Source organism: Micromonospora tarensis (assembly GCF_016803395.1).
Taxonomy (GTDB): domain Bacteria; phylum Actinomycetota; class Actinomycetes; order Mycobacteriales; family Micromonosporaceae; genus Micromonospora; species Micromonospora tarensis.
Genome location: NZ_JAEVHL010000220.1, coordinates 1 through 10792, shown reverse-complemented (window position 1 = coordinate 10792; position 10792 = coordinate 1). Strand labels below are relative to the sequence as shown.

Genomic DNA, 10792 nt, shown 5'->3' with positions numbered 1-10792 from the left:
GACCGACGACCGGCGAGCGCCGCTTCCGGCGACCGGGACGGCCGGGGCGACCGGCCGCAGGGCGAGCGGCGCTTCGGTGACCGGGACACTCGGGGTGGCTTCCGCCCGGAGAGCCGGGCCCGGACGATCGGCCCGCGAGGACCGGCCGCGCGACGACCGGCGCGGCTTCGGCGGGCGACCGCCGGCGCGTACCCACTGATCGACACCCCGAACGCCGTCGCGGAGCCCACGCTCCGCGGCGGCGTTCGCGCATGCCCTGCCGAGACCGACCGGGTCGCGTAACGTCCGGCACATGCCGACCATGCCGAAATCGATCTTCTGGTCCCGGACGGACACCGCCGGCAGCGAGCAGGTTCTGCTCGACGAGAGCAACGGGTTGGCGGCCCGGGGCACAATGCTCGCGGTGGACCCGATCCCCTGGACCGCCCGCTACCAGCTGACCAGCACGCCGGAGTGGGTCACCACCCGGGTCGAGGTCGAGGCCGAAGGGCTCGGCTGGCTGCGCCGGGTGACGCTGGAGCGAACCGCGGACCGGTGGCGGGTGACCACCGCCGAGCAGGGCGACCTGGACAGGGCGCTGGTCGCGGCCGGCCATCCCCGGGCCGGCCTGCCGGGCACTGACGACCCGGACCGGCTGGCCGAGGCGCTCGACGTCGACCTGAGCGGGTCCCCACTGTTCAACACCCTGCCGGTCCACCGGCTCAGGCTGGCCACCGAGCCGGCCGACCTGGCACACCGGATCACCGTCGCCTGGGTGCTGCTGCCCGGCCTGGAGGTGGTGCCGGCCGAGCAGATCTACACCGGGCTCGGGCCCGGCCGGGTGCGGTTCGCCAGCGGCACCTTCACCGCGGACATCGACCTGGACGACAGCGGCTACGTGGTGCGCTACCCCGGGCTGGCCGAACGGATCGACCCACGCTGAATCGCCCGGCCCCGCGCGGCGCTCAGGCGGGCCAGGCCCCGCTGCTCAGGAAACGATCGATCGTGGTCAGATGTGGGGCCAGGTCGAGGCCCTGGGCGGCCACCCAACTGTCGGCGTAGTACGTGTCGGCGTACCGGTCGCCGGGGTCGCAGATCAGGGTGACCACCGACCCGGTCCGGCCCTCGGCGAGCATCGCGGCGATCAGCCCGAACGCGCCCCACAGGTTGGTGCCGGTGGAGCCGCCCACCCGTCGGCCGAGCAGCGCCGACCCGGCGCGCATGGCGGCCAGTGACGCCGCGTCCGGCACCTGGACCATCCGGTCCACCACCGCGGGCACGAACGACGCCTCCACGGTGGGCCGGCCGATCCCCTCGATGCGGGAGCCCTTACCGGTCCGCACCGACCAGTCGGCGGCCTGCCAGGCCGGGTAGAACGCGGAGTTCTCCGGGTCGACCACGCAGAGCTTGGTGGCGAGTCGGCGGTACCGGGCGTACCGGCCGATTGTCGCGCTGGTGCCCCCGGTGCCGGCGCCCACCACGATCCAGGCGGGGATCGGGTGTCGCTCCAGCTCCAACTGCGCGTAGATCGACTCTGCGATGTTGTTGTTGCCCCGCCAGTCGGTCGCCCGCTCGGCGTAGGTGAACTGGTCCATGAAGTGCCCGCCGGAGTCCTCCGCGAGCCAGCGGGCCTCGATCACCACGCCTGCCGGGTCGTTCACCAGGTGGCACCGGCCGCCCTGGAACTCGATCTGCGCGATCTTCTCGGGTGAGGTGGAGGCGGGCATCACGGCGATGAACGGCAGGCCCAGCATCCGGGCGAAGTACGCCTCGGAGACCGCCGTGGAGCCCGACGACGCCTCGACGATCGTGGTGCGGGGCCCGATCCAGCCGTTGCAGAGCCCGTAGAGGAACAGCGAGCGGGCCAGCCGGTGCTTCAGCGAGCCGGTGGGGTGTGACGACTCGTCCTTCAGGTAGAGGTCGATCCCCCACTGCCGGGGCAGCGGGAACGGCAGCAGGTGGGTGTCGGCCGAGCGGTTCGCGTCCGCCTCGACGGTGGCGATGGCCTCCGTCACCCAGGTCCGGCTGGCCTCGTCGCACCGGTCGAGATGAGTCACGCCGGAAACGTAGCAAGCAGGCCAGCGGTGCTCAGCGCCGGTCCGGTGGCGCGATCCGACGGCGCTGGCGGCGCTGACCGGCCCGGCCGGCGGCCCGGACCAGCGGGGTCAGCGCGACGGCCAGCCCGGGCAGTGCGTCCAGCAGGCGTACCTGTGCTCCCCGCCAGCGGGGCACTGTGACCACCGGACGCGGCCGGCGGGCCAGCCGGACCGCCCGGTCGGCGACCCGCCGCGCGGTCAGCATCGACCCGGTGAACGACGCCACCGCCCCCGGGTCGTCCAGCCGGTCGTGCAGCATCGGGGTCCAGATGCCGTCCGGGCAGAGGCAGGACACGTGCACCCGCCGGTAGCCAGCCATCCGCAGGTCGGAGAGGGTGCCGAGGCTGAACGCCAGCAGGGCGTGCTTGCTGGCCGCGTAGATCGTTTCGCCGGGCGCGGCGACCAGCCCGGCCAGCGAGACGACGTTGAGCACGTGACCGTGACCCTGCGCGCGCATCACGGCGAGCGCGGCGAGGGTGCCGTTCATGGCGCCGAGGGCGTTCACGTCGAGCACCCGTCGGCGGGTCGGACCGTCGTGCTGCCAGGAGGGACCGGTGACCAGAACCCCGGCGTTGTTGACCCAGAGGGCGAGGTCGCCGCGGCCGGTCGCCGTCACGGCGACGGCGGCGCAGGCGTCCTCGTCCCGGACGTCCAGGGCGGTCGACCAGCCACCGATCGGTGCCGCGGCGGTGGCCACCGCCGCCGGGTCGAGGTCGGTGAGCAGCACCGACCAGCCGTCGGCGTGCAGCGCGGTGGCGATGGCACGGCCCAGGCCTCCGGCGGCGCCGGTCACCACGGCCACTGGGCGCGCCGGCGGGGTCATCGGCGCACGCTACCGCCGGCCGACGGGCGACACCAGGGGGTACGCGGCGGTCAGCCGGCCGGCGGGCCGACCGGCTGGGGGCGGTTCTCCCACTTGGTGGAGAGCGCGATGGCGGTGCGGGTGGACGCGACCCCGGGGGTGCGGTTCAACCGCACGATCAACTGCTCCAGCTCCGCGATGGTGCCGACCCGCGCTTTGAGCAGGAAAGACTCCACCCCGGCCATGAAGTAGCAGGACTCGATCTCGGGCAGTACCCGCAGCGACTCGAGCATGTCGTCGCTGTCGGCGCCGGAGTCCTCGACGATGCCGATCAGCGCGGTGACACCCAGCCCGATCGACTCCGGGGCAACGTCCGCGCGGTAGCCCCGGACCACGCCGCTGCTCTCCAGCTTGCCGACCCGCTCGTGCACGGCCGGGGCCGAGAGGCCCACCTGTCGGGCCAGCTCGGCGTACGAGAGTCGGGCGTTTCCCCGCAGCAGGTCGACGAGGCTCAGATCGATGGCATCCACAGAGAGTGACCCTAACCGTTCAGGCGTAACGCGAGGTCTTCGGCGTCCGTTGGACTGAGCGGTGAGTCACTGTTCGCAAACCACCGGTCCAGGCCGAGGTAGCACCAGTAACATTACTAACTCCCCACTCAGTGCATTTTTCGCGTTTGGGCGGACAGGCCATGTCCCTGGTGCTGTAATTGCCATACGTCCCTCATGACGGCTCTGGGCTACGCACCAGCCGGGGGCAGTGTGTTCAGCCGGGGGCTTCGTCGACGCGAGGAGGGGGCTGTGGACACTGGAGATCGCCTGCTGACACCGGGTGAGGTCGCCGCGCTGTTTCGGGTAGACCCGAAAACTGTGACGAGATGGGCGGCGGCCGGCCGGATAGGAAGCATCCGGACTCCAGGCGGGCATCGCCGGTTTCGGGAATCCGAGGTGCGAGCCCTGCTTGAGGGGGAGGGCATGCTGGACGAGGTGGACGAGGTCGGAAAGCCACGCAATGTGGGTCCGGCGGCATCCACCGGGCCGGGTCCGGCCAACGCCGGCATGTACTGAACTGGTGCGGACAATGCCACGCGGACCGGGCAGCAGTCCGGTCCGCGTCCCGCTTCGACGCGGCGTCGGGCGCGCGAGCACGCGCGCTGAGCCGACGGCTCAGCTCCGGGCCGCGCCGAGCTGGCCGGACCACCGTCGGAACAGGGTGTGTGGGACGCCGAGCGCGTCCAACACCTTGCCGGCCACGAAGTCGACCAACTGCTGGGCGGTGGCCGCCGCGCCGGCTCCGTAGAAGCCGGGGCTGGCCGGCAGCACCACCGCGCCGGCGTCGTGCAGCGCGATGAGGTGCTCCAGGTGGCTGCGGGTCACCGGGGTCTCCCGGGGCACCAGCACCACCGGACGCCGTTCCTTGAGGTTGACCTCGGCTGTGCGCTGCAACAGGTCCTTGGAGAGCCCGATCGCGATGCCCGCGCAGGCTGCCGTGCTGGCCGGCACCACGGCCATCCCGCGTACCCGGTAGGAGCCGCTGCTCGGCCCGGCAGCCAGGTCGCCGGCCGGCCAGTGCCGCACGTCCGCCCCGGTCAGGTCCCGACCGAGCCAGCCGGCGAGGTCCTCGGCCCAGTGCCCGTCGCGAAAAGGCCGGCCGGTCTCGTCCAGCACGGTGAGTCGTGCCGCTCGGGAGACGATCAGGTCCACCGACTCACCAGCGTCGAGGAGCCCGCCGATGACGGCCGCCGCGTACGGGGTACCGGAGGCACCGGAGACTCCGACCACCCATGGTTCGCGCATGCCTCCAGCCTGCCTGGTCCGGCTGGTCCGCTGGTGGGCACCCCCGGGATGGGGTGGCCCGAGATGTCCGCCGGGTACGTAGGCTTCCCGCCGACCTGAGATGCTGCCGCTGGCGATTCGCACCGGACCCAGTTTGCGGAGGAGGCATCGGTGACGACCGGTGAGATCCTCCAGGCCCTACGTGCCGAATGTCCGATCCCGTCCCGGCAGTCACCGCACGCGGACGCCGTGCAGGCGTGGCTGCTCGACCTGCTCCCCGAGCTTGGCTTCGCCCTGGACGCCGCCGCGGTGCACCGACTGTCCCGGGGTGCCTTCGCCCGGTACGCCGGACGGCTCTATCCGGCGGCGACCGAAGCCGACCTACGGACACTGGCCGCCCTGTTCACCTGGTTCTTCCTGGTCGACGACGCCTGTGACGGACCGGAGCCACTCAGCCCAGCACAGATCCGGGCACTGCGCAGTGGCACGGTGGCGCTGCTGCACGACGGGCCCCGGCTGCGCCAGGCCGGGCTGACCGGCCCGCTACGGCGGCTGCTGGTGCTCGCCTGGCGGGAGCCGCGCCGCCGGATGCCGGCCCGCTGGCGGGTGCGTTTCGCCGACGCGGTGGCCCGCCACCTGGACGGCACCTGGCAGGAGGCGGTCAACAAGGAGGCCGGCCGCCGCCCCGGCGTCGACGAGTACGTCGAGCTGCGGCGGGCGACCTCGGCGGCGGAGGTGTCGTACCCGCTGGTGGAGTTCGTCAGTGGACGGCCGTTGTCCGACCCGGTCTACCAGCACCCGTTGCTGCGGCAGATCGCCCGCACCGGCAACGACCTGCTCTCCTGGTTCAACGACCTGGCCTCGCTGGACCGGGACCGGGCGACGGCCGGCGGGCACAACCTGGTCCTCGCCCTGGCGGCCGAGCTGGCCGTGCCGGAGGAGGTCGCGGTCGAGCGGGCGGCCGAGCAGTGGCGGGCGGCGATGCGGCGGTTCGTCGCACTGCGGGCCGAGGTGCCGTCGTTCGGCCCGGCCTGGGACGAGGCCGTCAACGAGCACCTCGACGGGGTCGGGTACGCCGTGCGCGGCACCATCGACTGGACGCTGGAGAGCGCCCGCTACCCGGTGGGCACCGCGCAGCCAGCCTCAGGGCCGTAGGTCGAGCCGGATCACCAGGTCGAGCAGGGCGAAGACGAACAGCGCGATGCCGACGAACCCGTTGGCGGTGAAGAACGCCCGGTTGACCTTGCTCAGGTCGGTCGGCGTGACCACCAGGTGCTGGTAGCCGAACGCCACAGCGGTCAACGCCAGCCCGATCCACCAGAGCCAGCCGAAGCCGATCAGCGCGCCGAACCAGATGAACAGCGCGAAGGTCACCACGTGTGCGACCGAGGAGGCGTGCAGCGCGAAGCGCCGACCGTACCGGGCCGGCACGCTGTGCACCCCGATCTCCCGGTCGATCTCGGAGTCCTGGCAGGCGTAGATCAGGTCGAAGCCGCCGATCCACAGCCCGACCGCCGCGCCGAGCAGCCAGGCCGGCCAGGAGCCGTCCAGGGTGCCGGTGACCGCCAGCCAGGCACCCACCGGGCCGACCGCCTGGGCGACCCCGAGGATGGCGTGCGGCCAGTTGGTGAACCGCTTGCCGTAGGGGTAGACGACCAGCGGCACCACGGCGAGCGGCGCGAGCACCAGGCAGAGCGGGTTGAGCAGGGCGGCGGCGGTGAGGAAGACCACCAACGCGACGGCCGCGCCGGTCCAGGCCGTCCGCACGCTCACCGCGCCGGTGACCAGTTCCCGACCGGCGGTACGCGGGTTCCGGGCGTCGATCCGTCGGTCGAGGATCCGGTTCGCGGCCATCGCGAACGTCCGCGCGCCGACCATCGCCACGGTGATCAGCAGCAGGTCCCACCACCGCAGCCGGCCGCCGTTGACCTGCATGGCGGTCAGCGCCGACAGGTACGCGAACGGCAGCGCGAACACGGAGTGCTCGATGGCGACGAGCTTGAGGAAGGACTTGACCCGGCCGGGTTTCTCGGCGGGTGCGTCGAGGACGGCCATCAGATCCCGTACTCCTTCCAGCGCTTGTTGACCAGGGCGGTGACTTCCGGACTCATGGTCATCTCCTCCGGCCAGCCTCGGGTGTAGCCCTCGGTGGGCAGCTTGCGGGTCGCGTCGACGCCGGCTTTGCCGCCCCAGAACTGCTGGTACGACGAGTGGTCCAGGTGGTCCACCGGCCCCTCGGTGAGCAGCAGGTCGCGCGCGTAGTCGACGTTGCCGAAGGCTCGGAAGGCGACCTCGTTGTAGTCGTGCACGTCGCAGTCCTCGTCGACGATCACGATCAGCTTGGTCAGCGACATCAGGTGCGCGCCCCAGATCGCGTTCATCACCTTCTGCGCGTGCTTCGGGTAGCGCTTGCGGATGGAGACGATCGCGCAGTTGTGGAAGACCCCGGCGGCCGGCAGGTCGTAGTCGACGATGTCCGGGATCATCAGCTTGAGCAACGGCTGGAAGATCCGCTCGGTGGCCTTGCCGAGGCCGTGGTCCTCCTGCGGCGGCTTCGAGGTGACGATCGAGTGGTAGACCGGCTTGCGCTGCATGGTCATCGTCTCGATGTGCAGCACCGGGAACGGCTCTACCGGGGTGTAGAAGCCGGTGTGGTCACCGAACGGCCCCTCGGGCAGCCGCTCACCCGGCTCCAGGTAGCCCTCCAGCACGATCTGCGCGTGCGCCGGCACCTGCAACGGCACGGTGAGGCAGTCGACCATCTCCACCCGCTCGCCGCGCAGGAACCCGGCGAACAGGTACTCGTCGATGTCACTGGGCAGCGGCGCGCTGGCCGCGTACGAGACGACGGGGTCGCAGCCGATCGCGACCGCGACCGGCAGGCGCTGCCCGAGCCGCTCGGCGACCGCGTGGTGCGCGGTCGAGTCCTTGTGGATCTGCCAGTGCATGCCGAGGGTGTTGCGGCCGTGCTGCTGGAGTCGGTAAAGGCCGAGGTTGCGCTTGCCGGTCTCCGGGTGCTTGGTGTGGGTCAGCCCGTAGTTGTGGAAGATCCCGCCGTCGTCGGGCCAGACCTGCAACCCCGGCAGCCGGTTCAGGTCGACGTCCTCACCCCGGTAGACGACCTCCTGGCAGGGCGCGGTCTTCACCTTGCGCGGCGGCACCGACTTGAGCTGCATGACCTTGCCGAGGCCCTCCCGGATGCCGGACCAGCCGACCGGCAACTCCGGCTTGATCAGCGCGCCGATCCGGGCACCGATCTCGTCCAGCGAGTCGACGCCGAGGGCCATCGCCATCCGCTTCTCGGTGCCGAACAGGTTGATCGCGACCGGCATCTCGCCCCGGGTCGGCCGCTCGAAGAGCAGCGCCGGGCCGCCGGCCCGCACCGTGCGGGTGACCACCTCGCTGATCTCGAGGGTCGGGTCGACCGGGACGTCGACCCGGCGCAACTCCCCCGCCCGCTCCAGCGCCGCGAGGAAGTCCTTGAGATCGGTGTACGGGAAGCCACGAGCCGCCATACCCGCCAGTCTCCCGCACCGCCTCCCGCCCGACCGAAGCCGGGTGCTGTGACGCTCGCGATTGCCCGGGCCACCGGCGTCCTCGGTCAGGCTGCCGGCGTCCAGGCGTGGGCGGCCAGCGGCGGGTCCATCGGCGCCTGGGTGAGCCGGTTGGCGAAGGTGGAGATGGTGTACGCGCCGACGCCGAGCACCACGTCCAGCGCGTGCCGGGGCTGGTAGCCGGCGGTCAGGAAGCCGTCCAGCTCGTCGTCGGGAACCGCGCCCCGGTGGTCGACCACGGCCAGCGTGAACCGGCGTAGCGCCTCCAGTCGCGGCTCGGGCAGCGCCGAGCCGGCACGCAGCGCGGTGATCAGCTCGGCGGTCGCGCCGAGCTGGGTGAGCTTGCCGGTGTGCAGGGCGACGCAGACGTGGCATTCGTTGGTGGTGGCGACCGTCAGGATGACCACCTCCCGCTCCAGCGGGGCGAGGTCGGTCTGCTCGAAGCCCGCACTGGCGGTGAGGAAGCCGGTGAGCAGCTGCGGCGAGTCGGCCATCAGCGCCACCGGGGTGGGCAGCCAGCCGAACCGGTTGCGTACCCCCTCAAGGGTTCGCCGAGCAGCGGCGGGCGCGGTTTCGGTGGTGTGGACGGTGAAGACGGGCATGGGGTACCTACTTTCCACGGCCTGGATCGGGACGGTAGGATAGTCAACGTGGTTGACGAAATAGTAAACGTGGTTGACCAACATGGCAACCCCTGAGCCCGCCCGGCCCGGCTTCCACCTGCCGCTGTTGCTGCTGGCCGGCTTCCGAACGCTGATCGACGACCTGCACGCCGAACTGGCCCGGGAGGGGCATCCGGAGCTGCGACCACTGCACGGGTTCGTGCTCCAGGCCGTCGGCGCGGACGGCACCACCGCCACCGAGCTGGGCCAGCGGCTGGGCATCTCCAAGCAGGCCGCGGGCAAGACGGTCGACCGGCTGGTCGCCGTCGGCTACCTGGAGCGGACCGACGACCCCTCCGACGCCCGACGCCGGCTGGTCCGGGTGACAGCGCGCGGCGCCGACGGACTACGCCGCTCGGCCGAGATATTCGACCGGCTGCGCGCACAGTGGGCCGACACCCTCGGCCCGGAACGGGTCACCGCCATGGAGGACGACCTGCGGACGATGGCCTCGGCAAACTGGTTCCGGCTCGACATGCCCGGCTGGTTCGGCGGCTGATCGCAGACCGCCATTGGGCGGCGCCTGCCCCGCCGCAAGACCCACTCGGGCTTGAGGAAAGTGCGGTATCCCCGGCCGCAGGACACCCCGACTTCATGACGGCCGAGTGGATCAACGGCCGACCGGGCGCGGGACACCGCCACATTGCCGACCACTGTCAGGGCAAGCCCGGCGGACACATCTCACCGTGCCTGGCCGAACGGCGGGACGCGGGAGCAGAGTGGATCCATGTCGGACGCATACGTGGTCGGCGACCCGGACGGGTTGTCCCCCCTGCTGGTCGCGCTTCGCGACGCCGTCGCCCGGGAGCTGCACGCGCAGCTGGCGCTGCGCGGCGAACGGATCGAGCTGGCCGACCTGCCGGAGGTCGCCTACCAGGTGACCATCCAGGTCGAGCGGACGTTGCGCGGCTGGCGACCAGCGCGGCCGGCAGGCGCCGAAGAGCACCGTGCTGAAGTCGACAGCCTCACCGGCGTTGCCGGCGAGGTCCAGCCGCACGGCCGCTACCCCCGAGTGGACGACAACCCGGGCAACGACGTCGCCCCGGTCACGGTGAGCTGACCGAGGCCAGCAGCACGACGCGGGCCGGCCACGGAGGAATCCATGACCGGCCCGCGCACCGCTGACCGGGTCAGTCCAGGCCGCCGTACGAGTGCAGGCCGGTGAAGAAGATGTTCACGCCGAACAGGTTCATCAGCATGGTGAGGAAGCCGAGCACCGCGATCCAGGTGGCCACGTTGCGCTTCACGCTGGGCGTGGCGCGAGCGTGCAGGTAACCGGCGTAAACGACCCAGGAGATGAACGCCCAGGTCTCCTTCGGGTCCCAGCCCCACGGCCGACCCCAGGCCGCCTCGGCCCAGATCGCACCCGCGATGACCGCGAACGTGAAGATCGGGAACGCGAACGCGTGCAGCGCGAAGGTCAGCCGCTCCAGCCCGACCGCGCCGGGCAGCCGCTTGGCCAGGGTGTACGGGAAGCTCCGCTTGCCCTGCTCGTACCCGTTGCGCATCAGGAAGCCGACCGCCGGCACCACGCCGAGCAGGAAGATGCCGGACGCGAAGACGATGGTCGACACGTGGATGACGAACCAGTACGAGTTCAGCGCCGGCACCAGCGGCACGATCGGCACGTACAGCACCAGCTCGGCGGTGGCCACCAGCAGCACCATCACCAGGGTGAGGAAGAGCCCGAGCCTACGCAGCGACTGTCGCTTCCAGAGCACCACCAGCCAGGCGGCGACCCCGATGAACGTCACCGTGAGCACGAACTCGTACATGTTGCCCCAGGGCATCCGGTCGCTGCCAGCCCCCGGGTGACCCAGCGCCGCCAGGTGCCAGCGCGGCGGCGACCGCTGTGGCGCCCACCCCGAGCAGGCCGGCGAGCCGGGCCGCCGCCCGGAGCGTCGGCCGGGCCGCACGACGGCAC

General features: G+C 71.7%; 12 protein-coding genes and 2 pseudogenes. 6 read left to right on the top strand and 8 right to left on the bottom strand.

The window, feature by feature from the left end; all coding sequences use genetic code 11:
* Together JM949_RS37875 and JM949_RS28570 are read left to right on the top strand one after the other, a co-directional pair.
* Positions 1 to 282: pseudogene (locus tag JM949_RS37875) on the top strand (hypothetical protein); the annotation flags it as partial.
* 19 nt (positions 283 to 301) lie between these two features.
* Complete coding sequence (locus JM949_RS28570) at positions 302 to 922, top strand: putative glycolipid-binding domain-containing protein (RefSeq protein WP_203151278.1); 621 nt, start codon at positions 302 to 304, stop codon at positions 920 to 922.
* A 22-nt stretch (positions 923 to 944) separates the two neighbouring features.
* Here JM949_RS28570 and cds1 read toward each other — a convergent pair whose 3' ends face one another.
* Genes cds1 through JM949_RS28555 form a run of 3 tightly spaced genes read right to left on the bottom strand, consistent with a single transcriptional unit; the run spans position 945 to position 3407 of the window.
* Positions 945 to 2036: an L-cysteine desulfhydrase Cds1 gene (cds1, locus tag JM949_RS28565; protein WP_203151277.1), complete on the bottom strand. Its 1092-nt coding sequence runs from the start codon at positions 2034 to 2036 to the stop codon at positions 945 to 947.
* Positions 2037 to 2067: 31 nt separating this feature from the next.
* Positions 2068 to 2898: an SDR family NAD(P)-dependent oxidoreductase gene (locus JM949_RS28560; RefSeq protein ID WP_203151276.1), complete on the bottom strand. Its 831-nt coding sequence runs from the start codon at positions 2896 to 2898 to the stop codon at positions 2068 to 2070.
* Between the two features lie 50 nt (positions 2899 to 2948).
* Positions 2949 to 3407, bottom strand: coding sequence for an Lrp/AsnC family transcriptional regulator (locus JM949_RS28555; RefSeq protein ID WP_203151275.1), 459 nt, complete (start codon positions 3405 to 3407; stop codon positions 2949 to 2951).
* A 270-nt stretch (positions 3408 to 3677) separates the two neighbouring features.
* Between JM949_RS28555 and JM949_RS28550 the strand changes: the two genes are divergently transcribed.
* Complete coding sequence (locus tag JM949_RS28550; RefSeq protein ID WP_007454516.1) at positions 3678 to 3944, top strand: BldC family transcriptional regulator; 267 nt, start codon at positions 3678 to 3680, stop codon at positions 3942 to 3944.
* 99 nt (positions 3945 to 4043) lie between these two features.
* Here the strand turns inward: JM949_RS28550 and JM949_RS28545 are convergent, their stop codons facing one another.
* The gene (locus JM949_RS28545) at positions 4044 to 4673 is read right to left on the bottom strand and encodes a UbiX family flavin prenyltransferase (RefSeq protein WP_203151274.1); all 630 of its coding nucleotides are present in this window, start codon (positions 4671 to 4673) and stop codon (positions 4044 to 4046) included.
* Between the two features lie 150 nt (positions 4674 to 4823).
* On the opposite strand from JM949_RS28545, the gene JM949_RS28540 reads away from it, so the two are divergent.
* Positions 4824 to 5807, top strand: a complete 984-nt coding sequence (locus tag JM949_RS28540; protein ID WP_203151273.1) for a terpene synthase family protein — start codon at positions 4824 to 4826, stop codon at positions 5805 to 5807.
* Here the strand turns inward: JM949_RS28540 and mqnP are convergent.
* From mqnP to JM949_RS28525, 3 genes are all read right to left on the bottom strand, one after another.
* On the bottom strand, positions 5796 to 6707 hold the full coding sequence (gene mqnP / locus JM949_RS28535; protein ID WP_203151272.1) for a menaquinone biosynthesis prenyltransferase MqnP: 912 nt from the start codon (positions 6705 to 6707) through the stop codon (positions 5796 to 5798). The genes JM949_RS28540 and mqnP overlap by 12 nt on opposite strands.
* A complete protein-coding gene (locus tag JM949_RS28530) occupies positions 6707 to 8167 on the bottom strand; it encodes a menaquinone biosynthesis decarboxylase (RefSeq protein WP_203151271.1) in 1461 nt (486 codons plus the stop codon). The genes mqnP and JM949_RS28530 overlap by 1 nt, the downstream gene beginning before the upstream one ends.
* A gap of 86 nt (positions 8168 to 8253) precedes the next feature.
* Complete coding sequence (locus JM949_RS28525) at positions 8254 to 8808, bottom strand: carboxymuconolactone decarboxylase family protein (RefSeq protein WP_203151270.1); 555 nt, start codon at positions 8806 to 8808, stop codon at positions 8254 to 8256.
* A gap of 82 nt (positions 8809 to 8890) precedes the next feature.
* Here JM949_RS28525 and JM949_RS28520 point away from each other — a divergent pair, with 82 nt between their 5' ends.
* Together JM949_RS28520 and JM949_RS28515 are read left to right on the top strand one after the other, a co-directional pair.
* A complete protein-coding gene (locus JM949_RS28520) occupies positions 8891 to 9367 on the top strand; it encodes a MarR family winged helix-turn-helix transcriptional regulator (RefSeq protein ID WP_203151269.1) in 477 nt (158 codons plus the stop codon).
* Positions 9368 to 9595: 228 nt separating this feature from the next.
* Complete coding sequence (locus JM949_RS28515) at positions 9596 to 9928, top strand: hypothetical protein (protein WP_203151279.1); 333 nt, start codon at positions 9596 to 9598, stop codon at positions 9926 to 9928.
* A gap of 70 nt (positions 9929 to 9998) precedes the next feature.
* Here the strand turns inward: JM949_RS28515 and ccsB are convergent.
* Positions 9999 to 10792, bottom strand: a pseudogene (gene ccsB, locus JM949_RS28510) (c-type cytochrome biogenesis protein CcsB); the annotation flags it as partial.

Bases quoted from the DNA above. Each gene is read 5' to 3' on its own strand.
- JM949_RS28570 (WP_203151278.1), top strand. From the start codon at position 302: ATGCCGAAATCGATCTTCTGGTCCCGGACGGACACCGCCGGCAGCGAG.
- JM949_RS28560 (WP_203151276.1), bottom strand. From the start codon at position 2,898: ATGACCCCGCCGGCGCGCCCAGTGGCCGTGGTGACCGGCGCCGCCGGA.
- JM949_RS28545 (WP_203151274.1), bottom strand. From the start codon at position 4,673: ATGCGCGAACCATGGGTGGTCGGAGTCTCCGGTGCCTCCGGTACCCCG.
- mqnP (WP_203151272.1), bottom strand. From the start codon at position 6,707: ATGGCCGTCCTCGACGCACCCGCCGAGAAACCCGGCCGGGTCAAGTCC.
- JM949_RS28530 (WP_203151271.1), bottom strand. From the start codon at position 8,167: ATGGCGGCTCGTGGCTTCCCGTACACCGATCTCAAGGACTTCCTCGCG.
- JM949_RS28525 (WP_203151270.1), bottom strand. From the start codon at position 8,808: ATGCCCGTCTTCACCGTCCACACCACCGAAACCGCGCCCGCCGCTGCT.
- JM949_RS28520 (WP_203151269.1), top strand. From the start codon at position 8,891: ATGGCAACCCCTGAGCCCGCCCGGCCCGGCTTCCACCTGCCGCTGTTG.
- JM949_RS28515 (WP_203151279.1), top strand. From the start codon at position 9,596: ATGTCGGACGCATACGTGGTCGGCGACCCGGACGGGTTGTCCCCCCTG.